This is a genomic window from Catenulispora sp. GAS73 (assembly GCF_041262085.1).
Taxonomy (GTDB): domain Bacteria; phylum Actinomycetota; class Actinomycetes; order Streptomycetales; family Catenulisporaceae; genus Catenulispora.
Genome location: NZ_JBGCCM010000009.1, coordinates 97502 through 122036, shown reverse-complemented (window position 1 = coordinate 122036; position 24535 = coordinate 97502). Strand labels below are relative to the sequence as shown.

The window sequence follows — 24535 nt, the reverse complement described above, 5'->3', positions numbered from 1 at the left end:
GTGTGCTCGCTCAGACCGTCAGCACCTCCACCCGCTGCCCGGCGCCGAGGGCGACCACCCCTCCCCCCGGCGGTACGACGGCCAGCCCGTCGGCCAGCGCCAGTCCGCGCAGCATCGCTGGGCCGGTGAACCGCAGGGGGACCGCGACGGTGTCGGTGACGGAGACGGGCACGAGTCGAGTGTCGGTCGGGTGGGTGCCGACGGCATCTCCGAGCGGCAGGAAGTGTGACGTGTCCGCCAGCCCTGACATCCGGCGTAGCAGCGGCCGCACCATGGTGACGAAGCCGGCGACGGCGGCCAGCGGGTTGCCGGGCAGCCCGGCGACGAACCGGCGGTGCTGCCGGGTGCCGCCGTACTGGCCGAGCAGCATCGGATGTCCCGGCCGGACCGAGACCCCGTCGACGAGCAGGCGCGCGCCGAGCTCGGCCAGCACGCGGTGCACGTGGTCCCGGGGGCCGCGCGCCGTGCCGCCGGTGGTGATCACCAGATCGGCGGGGGAGGACGCGACGGCCGCGAGCAGGTCCCGCGGGTCGTCCGCGATCCGGCTCACCGCCACCTCGACGCCGAGCGCTTCGAGCCACGCGGTGAACATCGGGCCGAGCGCGTCGCGGATCCGGGCGCCGTCCGGGAGGCCGGACCCGGCCAGCTCGTCGCCGATGACGACGAGCGCGACGCGCGGGCGCTCGTGGACCGGCAGGTCGTCGTACCCCGAGGCGGCGGCCAGGCCGAGTACCGCGGGGGTGACGCGGGTGCCGGCCGAGAGCAGGGTCTCGCCGCGGCGCGACTCCTGGCCCTGCGGACGGATGTCGGACCCTATGGGCAGCCCCGGCTCGGTGCCGCGCAGGGCGCGCGTCGCGGTGGCGGCGTTCGAGACGGCTGCGTAAGAACGCTGTGGTGCGGCGGCTGGGGCCGCATGGCTGTGGTCCTCGGCGTTCTCGCTGACATGGAGCCTGGTGCGCTCGTCGACGAAGCCGCGCTCGCGCCGCAGCACCGCCGACGCGCCGGAGGGAACCCGGGCTCCGGTGGCGATCTCCACGGCCTCGCCGTCGCCGAGCCGCGTGGCCTCCTGACCGGCGAGCACCTGGCCGCTGACCCGCCACGGTCCCGGGCCGGACACCGCCCAGCCGTCCATGGCGGAGGTCGCGAACGGCGGCAGGTCGACCAGGGCGGACAGCGACTCGGCGAGCACCGCGCCGCGTGCCTGGGCCATGGGGACGCGAGTGGTCGGCAGGGGGATCGCCGCGGCACCGGCGATCTTGCGGGCCTCGGCCCAGGACGTGCTCACCGGCTGCCGGCTCCCGTTGAGCCGCCTGAGCCGCCCGAGCTGCCTGAGCTGCTTGCGCCGCCCGAGCCGCCTGCGGGGCCGTCGGCCTCGCTGCCGGCTGCGCCACTCGCGGGGCTGCCGGTCGAGCCGGTCGAGCCGGTCGCCGAGCCGGCGGAGGCGTCGCGGGTCGCGGCCGGGCTCCCGGCCACGGAGCCGCCGACCGTCCCGCTCGCCGCCGCGCCGTGCCCCGGTCCGGCCGGTCCGCCGGTCTCCGGGTCCCAGGCCTGAGCCAGGGCGCTGAGCTTCGCGATCGGCCCGTCCAGGGCGCCGCGCCCGCCGTCGGCCGAGCTGCGCAGCCCGACCGCGTATCCGGCGAGGAACGTGGTCAGCGGCGCCGCCGGTCGCAGGACATTGTGCGCGGCGACCCCGGCCAGCCCGAGGATCGCGTCCAGGTCGGCCTCACCGAGTTCGTGCCCGGTGAGCCCGAGTTCGGCCGTGGCGGCGGCGCACCAGTCGGCGAGCTGCTTCTTGTCGTCCATGTCCTCCATCTTCGCCTTTGTCGCGGGCCGTGTCGCAATCAGCGCGCGTGCGGTGTTGACGGCGTCCCAGGTGTCGCAGTCCGCGGTCACGCCCCGGCGGTCCGGGACCCGGGTCACGGCCAGCGCCTGGACGATCGAGAACAGGCGTGCGCCGCGGAGCTCCGGCACCGCGTTCAAGGCTTCCGCCAGCGCGTTACGCCGGTATATCGCAGCAAGTGGTTGGTCCTTGCCGCGCTCGTCGGTGAACAGCACTCCGTCGGCGGTCAGCGCGCGCCGCAGTGTCGTGACGGCTTCGACGTCCAGGAACGGCAGGTCGGCGGCGACAACGGCGACAAGCTCCGCGGAGCCGACCGTCATCCCCGCGGCCAGCGCCGGCACCGGACCTCCGCCGGGAGGGTATTCGCGGGTGAACACGACGTGCCGGCTCACCGGCCGGGGCGGACCGACGACCGCGATCGACGCCGCCCCCTCGCAGGCGGCCAAGACGCGGTCGAGCATGCTGACCCCGCCGACTTCGAGCGCGGGTTTGTCGGTCCCGCCCAGCCGGCGCGCGCCGCCGCCGGCCAGGACGATCACGTCGAAGGGTTCGCCGGGTCCGCCCAGAGCGTCCATACCGCCACCCTAACCGGGTGTGGCCTTCCAGTAGAACGTGTTCTAATCTGACGAGTGCTCAGATCGCGTTCGGGCCGCCGCGGACTGCCGATCGGGGCGCCGATCAGCACCTTCAGCCCTCGTCTGTCCAGCCGATCACGCCGACCGCGGGAGACGCCGCCGCATGCACCCTCCGGAACACCTGGCCTACACCCCGGCCCAACGAGCCCTGCGAGCCGAACTGCGGGCGTACTTCGCGGCGCTCGTCACCGAGGACGTCCGCCACGATCTGCGGCTGCCCGACACCTCCACGGACACGGTCCGCACCCTGCACCGCAAGCTCGGCGCGGACGGCTGGCTCGGTGTCGGCTGGCCGAGGGAGTACGGAGGCCGCGGCCTGACCCCGGTGGAGCAGTTCATCTTCTTCGACGAGGCGTCGCGCGCGGGGTGCCCGATGCCTCTGGTGGCGCTCAACACTGTGGGGCCGACGCTTATGCGTTTCGGCACGCAGGAACAAAGGGATCTGATCCTCCCTCGCATCCTCACCGGGGAGATCGACGTCGCGGCCGGCTACTCCGAACCGGGCGCCGGTACCGATCTGGCGAGTCTGACCACGCGTGCCGTGCGCACAGAGGACGGCAGCGCCTATGTGGTCAACGGCCAGAAGATCTTCACGACGCATGGAGACTCCGCAGACTATGTCTGGCTCGCCTGCCGGACCGATCCCGAAGCGCCGAAGCACAAAGGCATCTCGATCCTGCTGGTCGACACCCGCGACCCCGGCTTCGAGGCGACGAAGATCCACACGATCGCTTCGCATTACACGACCGCCACGTATTACCGCGACGTCTATGTGCCGGTGACGATGCGGGTCGGTGCCGAGAACGAGGGCTGGAAGCTGATCACCACCCAGCTGAACCACGAACGTGTGGCGTTGGCGGCGGTGGCGCAGGGCGTGATCCGGTCGTTCGCGAAAGTGCAGAGCTGGGCCATGGAGACGCCGGCCGCTGACGGCAAGCGGGTCATAGACCTGCCCTGGGTGAAGACCGCTATGGCCCGCGCCTATATCCGCATCAGCGGTCTGAGGCTTCTGAACGGCCAGATGGTCGCCGCTCTGCAGAAGGACCAGACCGGCGGTCACCTGTCCCCCGCCGATGCATCCGCGGCGAAGGTGCATGGTACGGAAACGCATATAGAGGCGTTGGCAGAGTTGCTCCAGGTACTCGGTGCGGCGGGAATCCTTAAGACAGGTTCTCCCGGCGCGCTTCTTATGGGCGACCTCGAATACCTCTACCGCTATGCGGTCACCAACACCTTCGGCGGCGGGGCCAACGAGATCCAGCGGGAGATCATCGCAATGACCGGGCTGGCGATGCCCAGGGTGCGGAGATAGGGAGAACTGTGGAGACCGATCCGCTGTACGAGGCAGTGTCCGCCCACATAGCCGATCCGCCGTCGGAGCCGGTCCCGGCCTGGGACCCGGTGAACCAGCCGATGATCCGGCACTGGTGCGACGCGATGGGCGACGAGCTGCCGGTCTACACCGACGTGGCGGCGGCGCGCGCGGTGGGCCATCCCGACGTGGTCGCACCCCCGGCATCGCTGCAGGCCTGGACGATGCCCGGGCTGCGGATGCGCGGCTTCGAGGACGGGACCACCCGGGCCCAGGCCACGCTGGTCGAGGCCGGCTACCGCGCGGTGGTGGCGACCGACTGCGAGCAGACCTATCACCGGTACCTCACTGTCGGGGACCACCTGTACGCGACGTCGCGTCTGGACTCTGCATCGCCGCGCAAGAAGACGGCGCTCGGAGAGGGCTACTTCCTGACATCGATCACGGAGTACCACGACCAGCACGGTGAGCTGGTCGGCGAGATGCTGTTCCGCACCTTGTGGTTCCAACCGAGGACGCAGGACCCGGGAGCGAAGGCATGACGCGCCCTCAGCCGGTGACCGGCCGCGACAACGCCTACTTCTGGGAGGGCGTCGCGAAGGGCGATGTGCTCATCCAGAAATGCACAGCCTGTGGATCGCTCCGGCATCCCCCTTCTCCCATGTGCCCGGACTGTCAGTCCCTGGACTGGACGACAGTGAGGGCGACCGGTCAGGCCGTCCTGCACAGCTACACGATCTGCCATCACCCGCTCCCGCCCTGGGAAGAGGGCCCCTATGCGGTGGCTCTCATAGACCTGGAGGTAGAAGACAGCGACGCGCGCCCGCGCATCGTCTGCGGCACACGCGGCATCGCCAACGAGGACCTGCGTATAGAGATGCCGCTGAACCTCGTCTTCGAGGACGGCCTCGTCTTCGCGGGACCGGCTCAAGAAGGTGGGGCGTCGTGACCGTTATGGACCAGTCGGTGGACGATGCGCTGGAAGCCGTCGGAGAGCTCTCCATCGCGGTCTTCAAGGACCTCGATATAGAAGCCACACGGAGTCCGGCCTATAGCAACGAACCAGTGTCAGACGAACACGACCGCCGCTTGTGGCGGATCCTCGCGGACACCGGGCTGCTCGCCGCTGTCCTCCCGGAGAGTGCCGGCGGCGGCGGTGCCGGTCTGCCGGGCATGGTGCGTCTGCTCACGGACGCCGGAGCCGCGTTGGCCCGGCTGCCTCTGGTGGAGACGTTCGTCGCGGTCTCGGTCATCGACGAGAAGAACCTGCCGGCGGTGATTTCCGGAGAACTCGTCATCACCGCGGCGCTCGCCGAGCATCCGTCCGCGGTGGCCGCGCCGCTGCGGCTGACCGGCCAGCGGCTCAACGGGATCACGCAGCTGGTGCCGTATCCGCTCAGCTCCGATCTGGCGCTCGTCCCGGCCCTGCGCGAGGACGGGAAAGAAGTGCTGGCGCTGGTCTCCCTGTCGACGGCGCGCGTCGGCGATCAGGTGACCACGACCGGCGAGCCCTTGGGCGTTCTGGAGTTCATCGACGCCGAGGTCATGGAGGTGAGCGAAGCGGTCGACGAGGCTCGGGCCCTGGCTGCGCTGTTCTCCTCGGCGATGCTGTGCGGGATCGCGGCGCGCGCTTTGGCGATGACCGCCGAGTACACCGGCGGCCGGGTCCAGTTCGGGCATCCGCTCGCGACGTTCCAAGGTGTGGCTCTGCGCGCTGCGGACCTCTATATCGACTCCCGCGCTATGCAAGCCGCGCTATGGGACGTCGTATACGCGATCGCAGAGAACGGCATCGACTCACCACGCGCCCGCTATGCGGTGGCCACGGCCAAGGTCTGGGCCTCCGACGGTGCACGCCGCGTCGTCGGCTCCGCGCACCATCTGCACGGCGGCTTCGGCGTGGACGTCACCTATCCCCTGCACCGGTACCACGCATGGGCCCGCTACTGGGAACTCTATGGCGGCTCCGCTGAAGCCTGGTCCGGCGACCTCGGCGAGTTGATCGCCGCCCACCCGATCGAGGAGGACGAATGAGCGGGGCCGGACGCGGTCAGGCGCAGGGTGCGCTGCCGAAGGTCGGGGAGACGCTGCCGGAGCTGGTCATCCCGATCACGCCGACGCAGATCGTCGCCGGGGCCATCGCCTCTCGCGACTACCAGGACGTGCACCACAACGTCCCGGCGGCCCGGGAGAAGGGCTCCCCCGACATCTTCATGAACATCCTCACCACGAACGGCCTCGTCGGGCGGTTCGTGACCGACTGGGCCGGCGCCGAGGCCCGGATCCTGAAGATCGCGATCCGGCTCGGCGTGCCGAACTACCCCGGCGACACGATGACCCTCACCGGGTCCGTGGCGCGCGTCGGGGAGGACGGCACCGTCGAGGTCGCGGTCCGCGGCGCGAACCAGCTCGGCTACCACGTCACCGGCACCGTCACTCTGAAGGGCCTCGGGGAGTGAGCGCGAACCTGTCCGGCAGAACGGCGATCGTCGGTATTGGCGCTACGGAGTTCTCCAAGGAGTCTGGCCGCAGTGAACTCCGGCTGTGCCTGGAGGCGTGCAAGGCCGCGCTGGACGACGCCGGGATCGCGCCGCGCGACGTGGACGGCCTGGTGACCTTCTCGATGGACTCCAGCCCGTCGATCATGGTCGGTCGCGGCCTGGGCGTCGCCGAGCTGCGCTACTTCTCGCTGGTCGACTACGGAGGCGGCGCCGCCTGCGCGACCGTCGCGCATGCGGCGGCCGCGATCACCGCGGGCCTGGCCGACGTCGTGGTCTGCTACCGCGCCTTCAACGAGCGCTCCGGCCGGCGGTTCGGGACCGGCGACGCCGCAGCCCAGGCGCGCGGCGACTCTCCGATGGCGCAGCACTTCGGCTACTACTCGCCCTACGGACTCATCACCCCGGCGGCCTGGGTCGCCATGGCCGCGCGCCGCTACATGCACCAGTACGGCGCCACGTCCGAGGACTTCGGCCGCGTCGCGGTGGCGGCCCGAGCGCACGCGGCCACGAACCCCGCGGCCTGGTTCTACGAACGCCCGATCACCCTGGCCGAGCACCAGGGCTCGAAACTGATCGCCGATCCGCTGCGGCTGCTGGACTGCTGCCAGGAGTCTGATGGCGGAGTAGCGCTCGTGGTCGTCTCTGCAGAGCGTGCGCGTGACCTCCCTGGGAAGGAAGTCCTTATAGCGGGAGCCGCGCAGGGCTCCGCGCATGACCAACAGATGATGACCAGTTACTACCGCGAGGACATCACCGGGCTGCCGGAAATGCGCACCGTCGCCCGACAGCTGTGGAACCAGTCCGGGCTGGGACCGGACGACGTCCAGACCGCCGTCATCTACGACCACTTCACTCCGTTCGTCCTGACCCAGCTGGAGGAGTTCGGCTTCTGCGGCCGCGGCGAGGCGCGCGACTTCATCCGAGACGGCGCCATCCACGTCGGCGGCCGGCTCCCGCTGAACACCCACGGCGGCCAGCTCGGAGAGGCCTACATCCACGGCATGAACGGCATCGCCGAGGCCGTGCGCCAGGCCCGGGGAACGGCCGTCAACCAGGTGCCGGACGTGAACCACGTGCTGGTCACGGCCGGTACCGGCGTCCCGACGTCGGGACTGGTGCTCAGCGCGGCCTGACGCCAGCCGTAACCCGGTGTTCCGTTGGGCGTCGGAACGATCAGTTAATCTCGGAGCCATGCCCCGTCTCGCGCTGTTCGACCTGGACGACACCCTCATCTCCTCCAAGGGCGCCTTCGTCGCCTGGGTCGAGGACGTGGTGGCGGCGCACGCCACCGCGGGTGATGTGCGCTGGTTCATCGACAACGAGCACATCTTCTGGACCGGTGCGCCGGACGACGCCTTCCGGGGCCTGGTCGAGCACTTCGGGCTGGCCGCGGACCCGGCCGAGCTGCTGGCCGACTACCAGACCCGGATGGTCGACCTGCTCAAGCCCTTCGACGGCGTGCCGGACGGCCTGGAGGCGCTGCGCGACGCCGGCTGGCGGACCGGCATCGTCACCAACGGGTTCGGCGACTTCCAGAACGCCAAGATCGACGCGGTCGGGCTGCGCGCGTATGTGGACGTCGTCTGCATCTCGGACGTCGAGGGCAGCTGGAAGCCCGAGTCGAAGATCTTTCAGCTGGCCTCGGAGCGGGCCGGCGCGCCGCTGGAGGGCGGCTGGATGGTCGGCGACTCCCTGACCTCGGACATCGCCGGCGGTAACGGTGTCGGCCTGCACACCGCGTGGATCCGGCACGGCCGCAGGCTGGGCGCCACGGACCCGCAGCCGGAGCAGGTCATCGAGGCCACGGCCGAGGCGTTCGAGCTGATCCTCGGCCGCCCCTGACCTCTTCCGCACGGTTCGGCGGCGACCGGCTCGCGGGGCGGACGAATCCGGCTTGACCTTGCCGTAACGGAAGCTTCTACCTTCGAGGAAGTGGCCGGAACGCCCGGCCGCTTATCGATGGGAACCGCCATGAGCTGGTCGATCGCGCAGGTGGCGCGCATGTCCGGGGTGACTGCCCGTACTCTGCGCCACTACGACGACGTCGGACTCCTCAAGCCCGATCACGTCGGCGCTAACGGCTACCGCTACTACGAGGAACCACAGCTGCTGCGCCTGCAGCAGATCCTCGTCCTGCGCGAGCTCGGGCTGGCCCTGGCCGACATCGCCGAGGCGCTCGACTCCGAGCCGGACACGCTGGCCGCCCTGCGCCGGCAGTACGGCCGGCTGATCGTCGAGCGCGACCGGCTGTCGCGGGTGGCCGAGACCGTGCGGCGGACCATCGTCGAGCTGGAAGGGAAGACAGAGATGTCCGTGCACATCAACCGGCCGGAGAACCTCTTCGAGGGGTTCGACCAGTCGCAGTACGACGACGAGGCGCGTGAGCGCTGGCCCGAGGAGTTCGAGCGGGCCCAGGCCAAGCGCGTGACCATGACCGACGAGGACATGCGGCGCTGGCAGCGTGAGGCGACCGCGGCGATGATCCGGATGGCGGAGTTCATGGCCGCCGGCACCCCGGTCGACGACCCGGCGGTCCAGGAGGAGGTCCACCAGCACTACCAGGGCATCTGCATCTGGTGGACGCCGAACCGCAACGCATACAGGTGCCTGGGCCAGATGTACGTCGACGACGAGCGCTTCAAGGCGAACTACCAGAAGATCGCCGAAGGCCTCGCCGAGTACCAGGCCGCCGCGATGGCCGCCTATGCGGAAGCGCGCCTGAGCGACTAGTACAGAGCGAGTAGTACGGATCCGCTTAGCGGAACAACGCAAAGCGTCCCCTCCGCGGCCAGTGCGGAGGGGACGCCGCTCTATTCTCGCCCGAGCACCAACTCCACGTCTTCCGACTCTTCGTCTGTGCACAGCTCGTCGTAGAAGCGGTCCCTCCTACGGAGCAGTACTACAGCGACGAGAGCGGACACCAAAGACCCGAGCAGCACTCCGCCCTTGGCGAGGTTCAACACGGCCGCGGTATCGGAGAAGGCGAGTTCGGCGATCAGCAACGAGACCGTGAACCCGACACCGGTCAGCGCGGATACCGCCGCGATGTCGCGCCACCGCAGTTCGTCGGACAGCTCGGCTCGCGTGAAGCGCGCGGTGAGATAGGCGCCGCCGAACACGCCCACCGCCTTGCCGATGAACAAGCCGGCGGCGATCGCCAGCGGGATCCGGTCGCTGACCAGACTGCCCAGCGTCTTGCCACCGACGTAGACGCCCGCCGACATGATCGCGAAGACGGGGACGCAGAAGCCTGCGGAGAACGGCTGAAGTCGCCACTGCACCTTCTCCGCCGGTGACTGAGGTCCCTCCTCCTGCTCTCCGGAGTCCGCGTGATCGTCGCCGGTGTGCCCGCGCAGCATCAGGCCGATGGCGACGCCGGCCACCGTCGCGTGGATCCCGCTGGAGTGCACCGCGATCCAGATCCCCAGGCCGAGCGGCACATTCAGCCACAAGCTGGCTATCCGCATCCGTTGCAGTACGTAGAAGGCGACGATCAGCACCGCCGCGATCGCCAGCGCGACGGTGTCGATCTTGGCGGTGTACGCGATCGCGATGATGATGATCGCACCGAGGTCGTCGACGACGGCCAGGGTCAGCAGGAACGCGCGCAGCGCCGACGGCAGGTTCTGGCCGACGACCGCCAGGACCGCCAGTGCGAAGGCGATGTCGGTGGCGGTGGGCACGGCCCAGCCGTCTCCCGCGTTCGCGTGTCCGGCGCTGACCGCGAGGTACACGCCGATCGGGACCACCATGCCGCACAGCGCAGAGACGACCGGCAGCACCGCGGCGCGCGGGTTCGACAGCTCGCCGGCCTGCAACTCGTGCTTGAGTTCGATCCCGGCCACGAGGAAGAAGAACGCGAGCAGGAAATCGGCGGCCCAGTTCGCCAGCGAAAGGTCCAGATGCCACAGGTGCGGCCCGATGACGGTGTTCTTGACGGTGTCGTAGGAGGCGCGCCAGGGGGAGTTCGCCCACAGCAGCCCGACGATCGCGAAGACGATGAGCAGTGCGCCGCCGACCGTCTCGGTCCGCAGGACCGCTGCCACGTGCCTGCGCTCTATGCGCTTCAAGCGCGCAAAGACGCGTATAGGTGCGGCGGGGCGTTCCGGGGGCGTCATCAGGCGTCCTCATGGCTCGGGGGTCGGCGTCGGACGGGTGGTGATCAACGGACCACTACCCATGCCGACCAGACTTCCCGGCGCTCCTAGGCTGTTCAGGCTACCGGAATGTGAGGAACCCGTGTGCGACCGTCCGGCTCCTGAGAACGCGGAACCGCCGGGTGCACGGGCCCTGAGGCCAACACACCCGGCGGTCGGTAACGCGCCCGCGGACGGGAACGGACTGGATCAGTCCTCGTTCGCGTGCGGCAGCTTCGCCTTGATCAGGTCCATGACCGTGGAGTCGGCCAGGGTCGTGGTGTCGCCGACCGCGCGGTCCTCGGCGACGTCCTTCAGCAGCCGCCGCATGATCTTGCCGGAGCGGGTCTTGGGCAGCTCGGCCACGATCTGGATCTGCTTGGGCTTGGCGATCGGGCCGATCTCCTTGGAGACGTGCGCTTTCAGCGCCGCGTCCAGGTCCTCGGTCTCCTCCTGGCCGGCGCGCAGGATGACGAAGGCGACGATGCGCTGTCCGGTTGTCTCGTCCTTGGCGCCGACCACTGCGGCCTCGGCGACCGCGGGGTAGGAGACCAGGGCCGACTCGACCTCGGTGGTGGAGATGTTGTGGCCGGAGACGAGCATGATGTCGTCGACGCGGCCCAGCAGCCACAGGTCGCCGTCCTCGTCCTTCTTCGCCCCGTCGCCGGCGAAGTAGTACCCCTGCTCCGCGAAGCGCGCCCAGTAGGTGTCGACGAAGCGCTGCTGGTCGCCCCAGATGCCGCGGGCCATGGAGGGCCAGGGCTGGTCCAGGACCAGCAGACCGCCGTGGCCGTTCTCGACGATGGTGCCGTCCTTGTCGACGACGTTCGCCGAGATGCCCGGCAGCGGCCGCATGGCCGAGCCCGGCTTGGCCTCGGTGACGCCCGGCAGCGGGGAGATCATGATCGCCCCGGTCTCGGTCTGCCACCAGGTGTCCACGACCGGCGTCCGGTCCCCGCCGATGTTCTCCCGGTACCAGATCCAGGCCTCGGGGTTGATCGGCTCGCCGACCGAACCCAGCAGCCGCAGGGAGCTGAGGTCGAACTTCGCCGGGATGTCGTCGCCCCACTTGGCGAACATACGGATCGCGGTGGGCGCGGTGTAGAGCAGCGTGACCTTGTACTTCTGGACGATCTCCCAGAACCGGCCCTGGTGCGGGGTGTCTGGCGTTCCCTCGTACATCACCTCGGTGGCGCCGTTGGAGAGCGGCCCGTAGACGATGTAGGAGTGCCCGGTGACCCAGCCGACGTCGGCGGTGCACCAGTAGACGTCCGTCTCCGGCTTCAGGTCGAACACCGCGTGGTGGGTGTACGAAGCCTGCGTCAGGTAACCACCGGTGGTGTGCAGGATCCCCTTCGGCTTCCCTGTGGTGCCGGACGTGTAGAGGATGAACAGCGGGTTCTCGCTGTCGAACGCCTCCGGGGTGTGCTCGGTGCTCGCGGCGCCGACGGTGTCGTGCCACCAGACGTCCTTGGCGCCCCACGCGGCGTCCGCGCCGGTGCGCTTGACGACGAGCACGTGCTCGATGGTCTCCGCGCCCTCGGCGGCCTCGTCGGCGTTCGCCTTGAGGTTCACGGTGCCGCCGCGGCGGTGGTAGCCGTCCGCGGTGATGAGCAGCTTGGCGCCGGCGTCCTCGATGCGCGCGCGGAGCGCGTCGGGGGAGAACGCCGCGAACACCACGGAGTGCACCGCACCGATGCGCGCACAGGCGAGCATCGCTACAGCGGTCTCCGGGATCATCGGCATGTAGATCGCGACCCGGTCGCCCTGGCGCACCCCGAGCTCGGTCAGGGCGTTGGCGGCCTTGGAGACCTCGTCCTTGAGCTCGGCGTAGGTGATGGCGCGGGAGTCGCCGGGCTCCCCCTCGAAGTGGATCGCGACACGGTCGCCGTTGCCCGCCTCGACGTGGCGGTCCACGCAGTTGTAGGCGACGTTGAGCTTCCCGCCGACGAACCACTTCGCCACCGGCTTACCCGACCAGTCCAGCACCTCGCTCCAGGGGGCGCCCCAGGACAGGCGCTGGGCCTGCGTCTCCCAGAACGCCAGCCGGTCCGCCTCAGCCGTCGCGTACGCGTCAGCCTTGACGTTCGCGGCGGCGGCGAAGTCCGCGGGCGGCGCGAACCGGCGGTCCTCACGGAGCAAATTGGAAAGGGCCTCGTTCGACACCGTCTCTCCTCGTTCGATGCATTATGACAGCGGTCACACTTTATCCAGGCAGTAGCACACCAAGGGACGGCCCGGAACACAAGGCTTTCAGCCCTATTGGTATAGACCTTTTACCTGGAGACACCAGTACGCCGCCCACCGGGACCCGTTTCGGTGGGCGGCGTGCTCAAGGTGCCGCTTGATGATCAACGCGTGATGGACTCTTGAGGGCCCTGGGTTCACCGTAAGTAATCGCTGTCAAACTACGACAGAGGGGATAAGGGTTCGATCCCCGGACGGTCCGCCCGAGGCGTTCAACGGGTGACCAACGGAAGTCGAGCGGTCGGAGCCGCGCGGTCAGCGGTGACTGAGCCGTTCGCGCACTTCACGGGTGTGCCGGCGGGCCACGGGGATGGACGTCCCGCTGACGATGACGGTCAGGTGGCCGCTCTCCCACCGGGCCTCGGAGACGGCGTCCACGCGGACCAGGAAGCGGCGGTGGGTGCGGGCGAAACCGGCGCCTGACCAGTGCTCCTCCAGGACCGCCAGGGGGATGCGGACCAGGTGGCTGCTCTCGGTCGTGTACAAGCGCACGTAGTCGCCCTGGGCTTCCGCGTAGGAGACGTCCTGGCGCGGGACGAAGCGCGTGACTCCGGCCAACTCCACAGGGATGACGTCGTAGGGGCCCGGTTCAGGGGCCATACGCGGTACGGAGGCCGGTGTCATCCGGCGGAGGGCTTCGGCGAGGCGTTCCGCCCGGACCGGCTTGAGGAGGTAGTCGGAGGCGTGCAGGTCGAACGCCTCCAGAGCGAACTCCTCATGCGCGGTCACGAAGACGATCTGCGGAGGGGTGGCGAACTGGTTGAGGAGCGCCGCTATCTCCAGACCGTCCAGGCCCGGCATGCGGATGTCGAGGAACAAAGCGTCCACGGGAGAGTTCTTCAGAACCCTCAACGCCTCTTCTCCGTCATTGGCGGTCCGTACGGAGGAGACGCGATGGTCGCGGGACAGGAGGTAGGCGAGTTCGGCCACGGCCGGGGGTTCGTCGTCGACCACGAGCACGCGCAGGCCGGTCGGCGTCGCGATGGTCATGCGGTCTGTCGTCCCTACTTCTTGGGGATCCGGATCACCACGGTGGTACCCGCTCCGGGCTCGGACTCGATCGCCAGACCGTAGGCGGTTCCGTAGACCGCGCGCAGCCGCTCGTGGACGTTGGACAGGCCGACCGAGGTGCGCGTGCCCGGCTCGGCCGGCGCGAGGGCTTCGTGCAGGACGTCCGGGGTGATCCCGACGCCGTCGTCCGCGACCGTGATGCGGTAGTGGTGGCGGGTCGGTTCGGCGGTGATGGTGACGTGGCCGGGGCCGGGCTTGCCTTCCAGGCCGTGCCTTACTGCGTTCTCGACTATGGGCTGAACGCAGAGGAACGGAACTTCTACAGGAAGCACCTCAGGGGCGATCCGCAGACTCACCTGGAGGCGTTCCCCGAACCGGGCACGTTCCAGCAGCAGGTAGCGGTCCACGCAGCGCAGCTCTTCGGCGAGTGTCGTGAACTCGCCGTGGGCGCGGAACGAGTAGCGGGTGAAGTCCGCGAACTCCATGAGGAGCCCCCTGGCGCGCTCTGGGTCGGTGCGCGTAAAGGAGGCGATGGCGGTCAGGGAGTTGTAGATGAAGTGCGGAGAAATCTGCGCACGCAACGCCCTGAGTTCGGTCTCCATCAGGCGGGTCCGCGACCGGTCGAGCTCGGCCAGCTCGATCTGCGTGGCGACCCAGTACGCGACCTCACCGACGGCCCGCACCAGGGCTACGGAGGTGTTCGAGCTGTAGACCGACAGTGTCCCGATCGCGGTGCTGCTGCCGTCGCGGATCCCCCCGATGCTGCTCGGCGGGATGATCGGGGCGACGACCGCGTGGCGGATCATGCAGGAGTCGCTGCCGCAGTGCACTTCCTCGGGGCCGAGTACGCGGACGGTTCCGGACTTGAGGGCTTCTGTAGAGAGCTCATAGGAGTCCTGAGAATGCCGGTGTTGTCCGGCGCCGTCCCACGTGAGGGTGCGCTCGGTGTCGTTGAAGGCCAGCGCCGCGGTGCCGAGGAGCGGCCGCAGGTGCCGTGCGGCGCGGCGGGTGGAGTCCGGAGTCAGGCCGACCCGCAACGGGGGGCCGGCCAGGGCGACAGCGTGCATGGCCGCGTAGGCGGCGCGCTCGGCGGACGTCCCGGCCAGGCGGTGCCGCTGGACGGCACGGGACACCGCGACCGCCGGGGCGAGGAGCGCGGCCACGATGCCGACGGTGGCGGGGTTGGATGCCACATGTCCCAGTCTGATGCGGTCGGGGTGCGAAGTCGAGGGTATCGGTGGCCTGATGTCGATGCCGGCGGTGGTGACCGAGGCGACCGAGGCGACCAAGGCGATCGCGGCGTGAAGTCGGCGCGGGATCCGTCGAGCGACCGCTTCGGAGCGTGCCGGTCACGCCTGGATTGCGGTGGGGTCGGGTTGGGGTCGCACACTCCGAACGGTCGTGCTATTTTCGTCTCGTGAGCAAGGGCGAGGAGACCCGCAGGCAGGTGCTGGAAGCGGCCGTCGAGGTCGCGGCCTCCAGCGGGCTGGCCTCGCTCACCATCGGCTCGCTGGCCGAGCGGACCGGGATGTCCAAGAGCGGTCTGTTCGCGCACTTCAAGTCCAAGGAGACACTTCAGGTCCAGGTCTTGGAGTTCGCCAGCGAGGCGTTCGTTCAGGACGTCGTCCGACCGGCGCTGTCCGCCCCGCGCGGCGAGAAGCGGATCACGACGCTGTTCGAGAGCTGGCTCGCGGTGTCGCGCGACGGGACCGCGGAGTGCCTCTTCGTTTCCGCGGCCTGGGAGTACGACGACCAGCCGGGTCCGGTGCGGGACCGCTTGGTCCGCATGCACCTGGACTTCAGCGACTCGGTGGCGCAGATGTTCCGGACCGGGATCGCCGAGGGCTTCTTCGCCGCCGACGCCGATCCGGAGCAGTTCGCCCACGACCTGCACGGGATCATGCTCATCTACTTCCAGGCGCACCGGCTGCTCGGTGACGCCAGGGCCGAGGAGCGGGCCCGCCACGCGTTCTCCCGATTGATCGAATCCAACCGCTAGAGGGGGTCATCCCTATGACCGCGTCATCGTCGTCACGTAAAAAAAGCACGACCGTTCGTGCTAAAAAGGCGCTGGGTGCCGGCGCTTTGCGGACCGCGTTCGGGGTGCTGGAGGTCGTCGCGCCAGGACCCGGCGCGCGCTGGGCCGAACGGATCTGGCTGACCGTGCCCAAACGGGCCTGGCGGCCGAAGACACCGATCGCGGTGTCCGCCGGCGAGCCGTTCACGATGACTGTGCGGCGCAGCACTGTGCACGGCACTGTCTGGGGCACGGAGGGGCCGGCCGTCTATCTCGTCCACGGCTGGGGCGGTGTGGCCGAACAGCTCGATGCCTTCGTGGAGCCGCTTCTGGCTGCCGGATGCCGGGTCGTGTCCTTTGACGCGCCTGGCCACGGCAGGTCTACGCAGAGCTTCGCAGGACCTGGGCGCTCCACGCTTCTGGAGTTCTCAGAGAGCTTGTCCACAGCTGTGGACCGCTTTGGAGAAGCGCATGCGGTGATCGCGCACTCCTTCGGCGCTGCCGCGGTCGTCCTGTCGGCCCTCGACGGCCTCTCCATGGGGAGGATCGCTGTAGTCGCGCCGATGAGCGACCCGATCGGGTTCTCCTATGAGTTCGCCAAGATGCTCGGCTTCAGAGAGCGGATACGCAGGGGCTTCCTCAGGGTTCTGGAGAAGCGCGTGGGGATGTCTATAGACAAGTTCGACATCCCGCAGCGGATGCGTTCCGAGGACCTGACCGGCCTGCCGCGGCTGCTGATCGTCCACGACCTCGGGGACCGTGAGGTCCCGGTGGCCAACGGCGACCGTCTGGCGCGGCTGTGGCCCGGAGCGGAGCTCGACACCTGGACCAGCCTCGGCCATTTCCGGATCCTGACGGACCCGGACGTCGTGCGGAAGGTGACGGCGTTCAGCTCTGTGCCGCGAACGCTTCCGGTCCCATGACGAAGTCCGGGTCGACCTGCGCGCCGAGGTCCACGCCGGTCGCGCGGTCGCCCCAGGCCTGAGCGTTCTTCAGGTGGAAGTGGACCGCCTGCTGGGTGAACTTGGCCCAGTCCTGCGGGACGGAGTCCACTTCCAGCTGGAGGCGCGCCAGGGCGGTGCGGTTGGCCGGCTCCAGCGTGTCGAAGCCCTTGTCGCGCCCCTGCTCCTGCGCGCGGACGTAGTGCGAGGCGCCCAGGCAGGCCACGAGGTCGGCTCCGGTGTTCTCGCGCAGGTAGGCGACGTCCTCGGGGCCGGTCACCTTGTTGCCGACCACTCGGATGGTGACGTCGTACTCCTTCGCGTACTCCCGGTACTGCTGGTAGACGGACACCGACTTGCGGGTCGGCTCCACGACCAGGCAGGTCAGGTCGAAGCGGGTGAACAGGCCGGAGGCGAAGGCGTCCGCCCCCGCGGTCATGTCCATCACCAGGTACTCGTCGGGCCCGTCGACGAGGTGGTTCAGGTAGAGCTCGGCGGCGCCGATCTTGGAGTGGTAGCAGGAGACGCCGAGGTCCTTGTCCTCGAAGCCGCCGGTCACCATCAGCCGGACGTTCTCCATCTCGCCGGTCAGCCGCGTCGCGCACAGGCTGTGGACGGCGTTCTCCTCCTCCAGCCGCACCAGGCGCGATCCGCGTCCCGGCGGCGTGGTCTTCACCATGGCCTCGGCGCCGGCGATCCGCGGGTTGTCGCCGCGCAGGTAGTCCTTGATCTCCGCCAGGTGTGCGGACATCGGGGTCAGCGCGGCGGCCCGGTCCTCCGAAAGGCCGAGCGCCACCCCGAGGTGCTGGTTGATGTCGGCGTCGACGGCGACCACCGGGCGGCCGCCGGCCGCCAGGTGCCGGATCAGGAGGGCCGAGACCGTGGTCTTGCCGCTGCCGCCTTTGCCGACCAGGGCGATGCGCATGCCGGGACCTCCTTGCGCCTGGGGGGCGGAGCACGTCGCGGGCCTCCGGGGGAGGTCCGCGACTGATGACAACCGTTTTCAATAAAACGGGTACGCGCCGAGTCTCGACGGCGGCGCCTCGGCGCGTCAACCATGCGTCCTCCGATCGGGTGGCGGCCCCGCTACTGCTCGGTAGGTAAAGTCCCGGGCATGGACACCCGCTCCCCGATCCGCCGCCTGGCCGCCTCCCCGAACGCCGCCGAGGCGGCGGAGACCGCCCGGGAGGCCGTGGACCGCGTGCGCCGGCACAAGGTGCTGCGCAGCCAGTCGGCCCGCGTCACCGCCGAATCACAGCTGCGCGGCGCCCGCGCCTCAGCCGCCCTCGGCTCGCTGACCGAGGCCGGCACCGACTGGCCGCTGGAGGAGGTCCGCCGCCGCACCGACCTCGGCGACGAGGACGGCAGCGGCCTCCTGCGCGGCGCCCTGCGCATCTCCGGCGAACTGGGCACCCTCGCCCCGGTCTGGAAGCGCTCCCCGATCCAGGCCCTGTCGCGGATGCACCTGCTGGCCGCCGCCGGCCACCTCGACGAGGACAAGGTCGGCCGCCCCCGCGACCCCGAGGCAGCCGCCACACTGAACACCCTGGCCAACGAACTCCGCGACCCGTCCACCGCCGAAGTCCCAGCGGTCGTGGTCGCAGCGGCGGTCCACGCCGAACTCCTGGTGCACGAACCCTTCGGCTGGGGCGACGGCCTCCTGGCCCGCGCGGCATCCCGCCTGATCCTGGCCGACCGAGGCCTGGACCCCCAGTCCCTGGCCGTAGTCGAGGCCGGCCACGTGGACCTCGGCGTCGAGAAATACCTGGCCGCCGCCCGCGCCTACGCGACCGGCACCGACGAAGCCCTGGCCGCCTGGCTCGCGCAGTACGCGGAGGCGGTCGCACTCGGCGCCCGCGAGTCGCTGGCGGTGTGCGAAGCGATCATGCGCGGCTGATTCTCTGCCACGCGGCGCCGCGCTCCCCCTCAGCTCCGCGCGAGCGTCGTCCCGCCGTTTACATCCAGCACCACGCCGGTCGTGAAGCCGTTGCCGGCCATGAACAGCACGGCGTCGGCGATGTCCTGCGGCTGCCCGACGCGTCCCACCGGGGTGGCCGCGGCCTGCTGCGCCATGAAGCCGTCGCGCTGCTCGCCCAGGGGGTGCCACCAGGCGGTGTCGATCACGCCGGGGGAGACGGCGTTGACGCGGACCGGGGCGAGTTCGGCGGCCAGGGGGCGGACCGCGGCGTCCAGGGCGCCGTTGGCCGCTGCCAGGGCGGTGGTGCCGGGGAAGGCTGCGCGGGAGCTGCCGGCGCCTATGAAGGTCACCGAGGCGTTCGGTGCCAGGTGCGGGAGGGCTGCCTTCAGGATCCTGAGTTGGGCGAACACCTTGCCTTCGAAGCCTTCGCGGAGGGCCTCGTCGGTGAGGTCGGCCAGGGTGCCCAGGCCGACCATGCCGCCGCTGACCGCGAGGACGAGGTGGTCGATCTGCTTGTCCGCCGCGGCGAACAGGGCGTTCACGTCCTCCTGGCGGCGGGCGTCGGACTGGACGACGCGGACCGGGTGGCCGATGCGTTCGGCGGCCGCGTCGAGGCGCTCCTTGGTGCGGCCGGTGATCAGGACGTCGGCTCCGGCGGTGGCGAACGCGCCGGCGATCGCCTCGCCGATGCCGTGGCTGGCGCCGATGACGTACACGGTCCGGCCGGTGAACTTCCCCTGGGCGGCGTTGGTGGCGGCGTTGGTGGTGGGCGTGCTGGTGGACATGCGGGTCCCCTCCGTCGGATGACTCTTTGTCGAAACGATCCGTCTCGACAATTATTGCCGAGACGATGCGTCTAGACAAATCCGTTAGGCTGCCCGTCATGGAGCGCCCGCACACCGGAAGACGCCGCAACGAAGCAGCCCGCGAGGCGATCATCGACGCCGCGATCGCCCTGCTTCAGGAGGTCGGCTACGAGGGCTTCACGATCGAGCGCCTGGCCCGCGACGCGGGCGTCGGCAAGCAGACGATCTACCGCTGGTGGCCGTCCAAGGCCGCGGTGATCGCCGAGGCGGTGGGCACGCGGGCGCAGCACACCATCCCGCTGCCCGACACCGGCACGCTGGCGGCCGACCTCAGGGAGTTCTTCCAGACCACCTTCCGGCAGTCCGAGGACCCCAAGGTCCTGAGCGAGCTGAAGAGCATGATGGTCGCCTCCATCGAGAACCCCGAGGCGGCGCGGCCCTTCCACGACTTCCTGGCCAGCCGCCGCGCGACCCTGCGGGTCCTGCTGGAGCGCGGTGCGGCGCGCGACGAGGTCGCCGCCGACGCCGACCTGGATTTCCTCACCGACCTGGCCTACGGCCTGCTCTGGTATCGCGGTCTGGTCGGCCATCGGCCGCTCGACGAAGAGGCGGCACGCAAACTCGCCGGCGCACTTGTCGCAGCCGCAGCGAATTCGCAGTAATACCCGCGAAGAGGAACGAAACGGAAAAGGTCAGCGGTGCCGCTGCGCAAGCGGCACCGCTGTTACGAGTGACACCGAGAACGAGTTAACAAGCGTCTCTTGTCCGTAGTCGCCTTCCAGGTCCTCGCTGATCTCTCCGTCTGCCTGGCTGGCTGGCCCCTTAAGGGGTCGGTCTTTGCGTGGGTTCCCGAATCGATGTCGAGGTCTAGCGGCCTTGTGCCAAACCATTCCTTCTCTTTGAGTTGGGAGGTCGCCGGGCCTTGCTTTCTTTCTACGACCGATCAAGGTCGGTGCCAAGGGCTACTGGCCGGTTTTTACCCGTTGTCGCCTGAATGGGGGAGCAATGGCGCCTCACGCTGCACAGTGGTCTCAGACGTGCTCAGCAGTCCCGCTCGGAGCCGCCTGTTCGCCTGGATCCGCCCCTTGTGCACGCCTCTCGCTAGGGTGAAGTCATGCGTGCCATCACGATCGCGGAGCCGGGCGGACCGGAGCAGCTGGTGTGGACCGAGGTGCCCGATCCGGTCGTCGCGGCCGGCGAGGTGCTGATCCAGGTCACGGCGTCGGCGGTGAACCGTGCCGACATCATGCAGCGGATGGGCCACTACTCGCCCCCGCCGGGAGCCTCGCCCTATCCGGGGCTGGAGTGCTCCGGCCGGGTCGTCGAGGTGGGAGCCGGGGTCAGCGGGTTCGTGCCCGGGGACGAGGTCGTCGCGCTGCTGGCCGGCGGCGGGTACGCCGAGCTGGTCGCGGTGCCGGCCGGGCAGGTGGCGCCGTTGCCGAAGGGCATGAGCGCGATCGACGCCGGCGGGCTCATGGAGACCGTGTGCACCGTATGGTCGAACGTCTTCATGCTGGCCGGGCTCACAGCCGACCAGACCCTGCTCGTCCATGGCGGGTCCAGCGGCATCGGGACCACCGCGATTCAGCTCGCCCACGAGCTCGGCGCGCAGGTGATCGTCACGGCCGGCAGCGCCGCGAAGCTCCAGGCCTGCCGCGACCTCGGTGCCGATGTCGCGGTGAACTACCGAGACGAGGATTTCGTGGAGCGGGTACGCGAAGTCACCGAGGGCCGCGGCGCGGACGTGATCCTCGACAACATGGGCGCCGCCTACCTCAACCGCAACGTCGACGCGCTGGCGGTGAACGGCCGGCTGGTGATCATCGGGTTGCAGGGCGGCGTCAAGGGCGAGGTGAATCTGAACACGCTGCTGCGAAAGCGGGCCAGCATCAGTGCAACCACTCTGCGTGCGCGGCCGTCTGAAGAGAAAGCGCAGATCGTCGCGGCGGCGCGGGACGCCGTGTGGCCGCTCATCGAACAAGGCCGCTTCCGGGTCGTCGTCGACCGGGTGCTGCCGATCGACCGGGCGGCTGAGGCACAGCGGGTCGTCGAGGACAGCGGGCACGTGGGCAAGGTCCTGCTGGACGTCGCGGCGGCGGGAAGCGCCGGCTAGCCGGGAATGCCCGTGTGGAAACAGCATTTGAATCTAGGGACGGATACATGACGGGATTGAACGGCGACATCTTCGGAGCGATGAACATGAGCCTGAACAACGACCCCGACGCCGAGGACCACGGCGATCTGGCCGGCCGGGTGATCGTGGTGCCCGCCGAGGCGCACGGGGACGACGAGTCCGGCGAGAACCCGATGAACGTCGCCGAGATGGTCGAGCAGCCCGCGAAGGTGATGCGGATCGGCTCGATGATCAAGCAGCTGCTGGAGGAAGTGCGCGCCGCGCCTCTGGACGAGGCTTCCCGGGCCCGTCTGCGCGAGATCCACCGCTCCTCGATCGCCGAGCTGGAGAAGGGCCTGGCCCCGGAGCTGGTCGCGGAGCTGGAGCGGCTGTCGCTGCCGTTCGCCGAGGACGAGGTCCCCAGCGAGTCCGAGCTGCGCATCGCCCAGGCACAGCTGGTCGGGTGGCTGGAGGGGCTTTTCCACGGCATCCAGACCGCGCTGTTCGCGCAGCAGATGGCCGCGCGGGCGCAGCTGGAGCAGATCCGCCGGGCGCTGCCGCCCGGGTCCGTGCCGCCCGGCCCGGGCCTGGCCCCCGACGGCGAGCAGCCGGGGCGGATCAGCGGCGCGGGGCCGTACCTGTAACCGTCGCGGCGCCGTCCAGGAAGGCGTCCAGGACTTTCGCGTAGTTCTCCGTCCACCACGGCACCAGTGCCGCGGTGGCGGGGAACAGCGAGTCCGCGCGGTGGTCGGTGTGCCGGTAGTGCCAGGTCAGGATCCAGAAGTCGGTCAGACGCTCCCACCAGACGCGGCGTACGGAGTCGGTGAGCTCCCGAGCGGAGAAGTGCGGCCGAGCCGCGACATACCCCCCGACGAACGCCCGGACCAGATCCAGGTCGAGCTGACCTGAGTACTCCCCTGTGAAGAACACTAAAGCGGTGCTCACCACCTCGTCCCCACAAGGTGCGACCGCGGTCTTCTCCCAGTCGACGACCGCCGTGACCCGGCTTCCGGGTTCCATCCCCGACCACATGACGTTCCCGGCGTGGAAGTCGCCGTGGATGTAGCCGACGGTTCCGACGGCGTCGGGGGCCGGGCGTAAGTGGGCGACCTCTGGAATGAGCGCTAAGCGCTCCCGTAATCGGTGCGCGGAGAGCGCGTCCATCTCGCTCTGGACGGCATCGGTATCGGCATCGGCACCAGCGCCGGCGTCGACCAGGGCCAGAAGCTGTTCGGCCTCGGCGATGGCGCGCTGTTCGGAGGTGGTCGCGACGAACAACGGTTGCGGAACCTGCGGAAGAACTCGCGCCAGTCCCGTGTGGATGTCGGCCAGGACGCCGCCTAAGCAGAACGCGTCAATATCCTGCATATGTCTGCCGTGACGGTGTACTCCGTCGTTCCAGGGGAACACTGCAAAAGGGCGTCCCCGTACATATGCGACTGTACGGCCATGTGAATCCCTGAGCGGGGCGACTGCGGGGAGACCCGCCGCCTGTAATCGGATCACGGCTTCGTGTTGCCAGCGCAGTGTCCGGTCCGCGGAGCGCTTGCGGCCGTGCTCGTCAGGGAGCCCGGATCCGATTCCGCGCCAGGGCAGATAGTGCTTCAGGAAGTAGCGCCGGCCGGGCGAAGTAATCTGATATGACCGATTGAGAAGTCCGCTGTCCACCGGACGGAAAGCGGTCGGCGCCGGCAGCCCGAACCGCAGAAACAGCGCCTGGAGTGGCCCTGATGTCTCCGGCATGCGCGCACTCTACATTGCGGATCATCCTTAACCTGCGCTTTATGTGGGGTGACTAGCCTCGAATGAACCAGTGGACATGCGGCGTGCCCTCCGTGAGGGTGGCAGGGCGTGGCAGCGCCCCGGTCCGGGGCGTGGGGAGGCGGACGGACTATGGCGGCGAGCGCGGCGAGAGGACATCGTCGTGCGCCCAAGCGCAGTAGTCGGTCCCCGCTGCGGGCCGTCGCGCTGTTCGTCATAAGCACCGCGCTGGTCGTGGGCTCAGGAGTGGCGTTCGGCTACGCCACGCACCACTTCGGCGCGCATCAGAGCGCCGACGACGCCAGCATCGTCCCTCCCCCGACCGGTCCGCTCGACGAATCCACCGCCGACTCCGCGTCGGCCACGGACAACTCGGCCCCCGGCGCGAAGCCGGGCGCGGCCGCGCCGAGCACTCCGCGCCAGGCGCCGAAGGCCACCGGGCCGGGGACCGTGACGACGCTGAACGTGCCGTCGGCGGACGACGACATGAAGACGCGGCCGGTCGACGTCTACCGGCCCGCCGTCCCGGCGAACGTGGTGCTGCCGGTGGTCTACCTGCTGCACGGCGTGCCCGGCGAGCCGGACCGCATGATGGAGGCCGTCAAGGACGTGCTGGACCAGGCGTTCACCTCCGGTGCCGAGGCACCGTTCATCGTGGCCGCGCCGACCGGCGGCGGCAACGCGCACAACGACACCGAGTGGGCCGACGCGCAGGACGGCAAGGACATGGTCGAGTCCTACCTGATCAAGAACGTGATCCCGGCGGTCGAGGGCAACTCGCCGCGGCCGGCCAGTATGCGCGCGATCGTCGGCTTCTCGATGGGCGGCTACGCCGCGGCCAACCTGACGCTGCGGCACCCGGACCTGTTCAGCCAGTTCGCCTCGATGGCCGGGTACTTCCACGTCGACGACCCGGACGGGATGTTCGGCTCGGACAGCCGGGTGGAGGCCGCCAACACGCCGGACGACATGGTGCAGAAGGCGGCCGGCAAGCGAGTGCTGCTGCTGGAGGACCAGGACGAGACGGACTCGCTGATCCAGGGCCAGGCCGCCGAGTTCGCGCAGCGGCTGCACGACTGTGCCTGCGGCGTCGACCTGTCCTGGCACATCGAGCCCGGCGGGCACTCCTACGACTTCGTCACCGGGTCCTTCCCGAAGGTCATCACGTTCTTGGACCAGGGCTTCACAACGGGGAGCAGCGCCTCGCAGTCGCCGTCACCGGCCGGCCCGAGCGCCACGCCGTCGGCCGGGGCTTCGACGACGGCGTCCGGCGCCACCCCGGCCGGCGGGTGACGCC

General features: G+C 69.6%; 24 protein-coding genes. 15 read left to right on the top strand and 9 right to left on the bottom strand.

Going from position 1 to position 24535, the window contains the following annotated elements; all coding sequences use genetic code 11:
• Nucleotides 1-10 precede the first annotated feature (10 nt).
• Both ABH935_RS15705 and ABH935_RS15700 read right to left on the bottom strand, forming a co-directional pair.
• Nucleotides 11-1285: a molybdopterin molybdotransferase MoeA gene (locus ABH935_RS15705; RefSeq protein ID WP_370378617.1), complete on the bottom strand. Its 1275-nt coding sequence runs from the start codon at nucleotides 1283-1285 to the stop codon at nucleotides 11-13.
• A complete protein-coding gene (locus tag ABH935_RS15700) occupies nucleotides 1282-2415 on the bottom strand; it encodes an NTP transferase domain-containing protein (protein ID WP_370378616.1) in 1134 nt (377 codons plus the stop codon). Before ABH935_RS15700 ends, ABH935_RS15705 begins: the two co-directional genes overlap by 4 nt.
• Before the next feature lie 163 nt (nucleotides 2416-2578).
• Between ABH935_RS15700 and ABH935_RS15695 the strand changes: the two genes are divergently transcribed.
• The 8 genes from ABH935_RS15695 (at nucleotide 2579) to ABH935_RS15660 (ending at nucleotide 9018) form a co-directional block, all read left to right on the top strand.
• Complete coding sequence (locus ABH935_RS15695) at nucleotides 2579-3787, top strand: acyl-CoA dehydrogenase family protein (RefSeq protein WP_370378615.1); 1209 nt, start codon at nucleotides 2579-2581, stop codon at nucleotides 3785-3787.
• An 8-nt stretch (nucleotides 3788-3795) separates the two neighbouring features.
• Nucleotides 3796-4329 carry a MaoC family dehydratase N-terminal domain-containing protein gene (locus ABH935_RS15690; protein ID WP_370378614.1) on the top strand — a complete coding sequence of 178 codons (534 nt, stop codon included), beginning with the start codon at nucleotides 3796-3798 and terminating at the stop codon, nucleotides 4327-4329.
• A complete protein-coding gene (locus ABH935_RS15685; protein ID WP_370378613.1) occupies nucleotides 4326-4736 on the top strand; it encodes a Zn-ribbon domain-containing OB-fold protein in 411 nt (136 codons plus the stop codon). Before ABH935_RS15690 ends, ABH935_RS15685 begins: the two co-directional genes overlap by 4 nt.
• Before the next feature lie 5 nt (nucleotides 4737-4741).
• Nucleotides 4742-5821, top strand: coding sequence for an acyl-CoA dehydrogenase family protein (locus tag ABH935_RS15680; protein ID WP_370378788.1), 1080 nt, complete (start codon nucleotides 4742-4744; stop codon nucleotides 5819-5821).
• Entirely contained in the window at nucleotides 5818-6246 is a 429-nt protein-coding gene (locus ABH935_RS15675; protein ID WP_370378612.1) for a MaoC family dehydratase, read from the top strand. The genes ABH935_RS15680 and ABH935_RS15675 overlap by 4 nt, the downstream gene beginning before the upstream one ends.
• On the top strand, nucleotides 6243-7421 hold the full coding sequence (locus tag ABH935_RS15670; protein WP_370378611.1) for a lipid-transfer protein: 1179 nt from the start codon (nucleotides 6243-6245) through the stop codon (nucleotides 7419-7421). The genes ABH935_RS15675 and ABH935_RS15670 overlap by 4 nt, the downstream gene beginning before the upstream one ends.
• A 58-nt stretch (nucleotides 7422-7479) precedes the next feature.
• The gene (locus ABH935_RS15665; RefSeq protein WP_370378610.1) at nucleotides 7480-8130 is read left to right on the top strand and encodes an HAD family hydrolase; all 651 of its coding nucleotides are present in this window, start codon (nucleotides 7480-7482) and stop codon (nucleotides 8128-8130) included.
• 129 nt (nucleotides 8131-8259) lie between these two features.
• Entirely contained in the window at nucleotides 8260-9018 is a 759-nt protein-coding gene (locus tag ABH935_RS15660) for a MerR family transcriptional regulator (RefSeq protein WP_370378609.1), read from the top strand.
• An 80-nt stretch (nucleotides 9019-9098) separates the two neighbouring features.
• Here the strand turns inward: ABH935_RS15660 and nhaA are convergent, their stop codons facing one another.
• The 4 genes from nhaA to ABH935_RS15640 form a co-directional block, all read right to left on the bottom strand.
• On the bottom strand, nucleotides 9099-10334 hold the full coding sequence (gene nhaA, locus ABH935_RS15655) for a Na+/H+ antiporter NhaA (protein ID WP_370378608.1): 1236 nt from the start codon (nucleotides 10332-10334) through the stop codon (nucleotides 9099-9101).
• A gap of 300 nt (nucleotides 10335-10634) precedes the next feature.
• The gene (acs, locus tag ABH935_RS15650) at nucleotides 10635-12590 is read right to left on the bottom strand and encodes an acetate--CoA ligase (protein WP_370378607.1); all 1956 of its coding nucleotides are present in this window, start codon (nucleotides 12588-12590) and stop codon (nucleotides 10635-10637) included.
• Nucleotides 12591-12926: 336 nt separating this feature from the next.
• Nucleotides 12927-13661, bottom strand: coding sequence for a LytR/AlgR family response regulator transcription factor (locus ABH935_RS15645; RefSeq protein WP_370378606.1), 735 nt, complete (start codon nucleotides 13659-13661; stop codon nucleotides 12927-12929).
• 14 nt (nucleotides 13662-13675) lie between these two features.
• Nucleotides 13676-14875: a sensor histidine kinase gene (locus ABH935_RS15640; RefSeq protein WP_370378605.1), complete on the bottom strand. Its 1200-nt coding sequence runs from the start codon at nucleotides 14873-14875 to the stop codon at nucleotides 13676-13678.
• Nucleotides 14876-15099: 224 nt separating this feature from the next.
• Between ABH935_RS15640 and ABH935_RS15635 the strand changes: the two genes are divergently transcribed.
• Both ABH935_RS15635 and ABH935_RS15630 read left to right on the top strand, forming a co-directional pair.
• Complete coding sequence (locus ABH935_RS15635; RefSeq protein ID WP_370378604.1) at nucleotides 15100-15681, top strand: TetR/AcrR family transcriptional regulator; 582 nt, start codon at nucleotides 15100-15102, stop codon at nucleotides 15679-15681.
• Between the two features lie 86 nt (nucleotides 15682-15767).
• A complete protein-coding gene (locus tag ABH935_RS15630) occupies nucleotides 15768-16622 on the top strand; it encodes an alpha/beta fold hydrolase (protein ID WP_370378603.1) in 855 nt (284 codons plus the stop codon).
• On the opposite strand, the gene ABH935_RS15625 is transcribed toward ABH935_RS15630, so the two are convergent.
• Nucleotides 16588-17565, bottom strand: coding sequence for an ATP-binding protein (locus tag ABH935_RS15625; RefSeq protein ID WP_370378602.1), 978 nt, complete (start codon nucleotides 17563-17565; stop codon nucleotides 16588-16590). The two genes, ABH935_RS15630 and ABH935_RS15625, sit on opposite strands and share 35 nt — an antisense overlap.
• Nucleotides 17566-17754: 189 nt before the next feature.
• On the opposite strand from ABH935_RS15625, the gene ABH935_RS15620 reads away from it, so the two are divergent.
• The gene (locus tag ABH935_RS15620) at nucleotides 17755-18537 is read left to right on the top strand and encodes an oxidoreductase (RefSeq protein ID WP_370378601.1); all 783 of its coding nucleotides are present in this window, start codon (nucleotides 17755-17757) and stop codon (nucleotides 18535-18537) included.
• A 29-nt stretch (nucleotides 18538-18566) separates the two neighbouring features.
• On the opposite strand, the gene ABH935_RS15615 is transcribed toward ABH935_RS15620, so the two are convergent.
• The gene (locus ABH935_RS15615; RefSeq protein ID WP_370378600.1) at nucleotides 18567-19343 is read right to left on the bottom strand and encodes an SDR family NAD(P)-dependent oxidoreductase; all 777 of its coding nucleotides are present in this window, start codon (nucleotides 19341-19343) and stop codon (nucleotides 18567-18569) included.
• 98 nt (nucleotides 19344-19441) lie between these two features.
• Between ABH935_RS15615 and ABH935_RS15610 the strand changes: the two genes are divergently transcribed.
• The 3 genes from ABH935_RS15610 (at nucleotide 19442) to ABH935_RS15600 (ending at nucleotide 22121) form a co-directional block, all read left to right on the top strand.
• Nucleotides 19442-20026: a TetR/AcrR family transcriptional regulator gene (locus ABH935_RS15610; RefSeq protein ID WP_370378599.1), complete on the top strand. Its 585-nt coding sequence runs from the start codon at nucleotides 19442-19444 to the stop codon at nucleotides 20024-20026.
• Nucleotides 20027-20478: 452 nt separating this feature from the next.
• Nucleotides 20479-21477, top strand: coding sequence for an NAD(P)H-quinone oxidoreductase (locus tag ABH935_RS15605; protein ID WP_370378598.1), 999 nt, complete (start codon nucleotides 20479-20481; stop codon nucleotides 21475-21477).
• An 80-nt stretch (nucleotides 21478-21557) separates the two neighbouring features.
• The gene (locus ABH935_RS15600; protein ID WP_370378787.1) at nucleotides 21558-22121 is read left to right on the top strand and encodes a bacterial proteasome activator family protein; all 564 of its coding nucleotides are present in this window, start codon (nucleotides 21558-21560) and stop codon (nucleotides 22119-22121) included.
• On the opposite strand, the gene ABH935_RS15595 is transcribed toward ABH935_RS15600, so the two are convergent.
• Nucleotides 22096-23220 carry a phosphotransferase enzyme family protein gene (locus ABH935_RS15595; protein WP_370378597.1) on the bottom strand — a complete coding sequence of 375 codons (1125 nt, stop codon included), beginning with the start codon at nucleotides 23218-23220 and terminating at the stop codon, nucleotides 22096-22098. The two genes, ABH935_RS15600 and ABH935_RS15595, sit on opposite strands and share 26 nt — an antisense overlap.
• Nucleotides 23221-23370: 150 nt before the next feature.
• Between ABH935_RS15595 and ABH935_RS15590 the strand changes: the two genes are divergently transcribed.
• Entirely contained in the window at nucleotides 23371-24531 is a 1161-nt protein-coding gene (locus ABH935_RS15590) for an alpha/beta hydrolase (protein WP_370378596.1), read from the top strand.
• Nucleotides 24532-24535 lie beyond the last annotated feature (4 nt).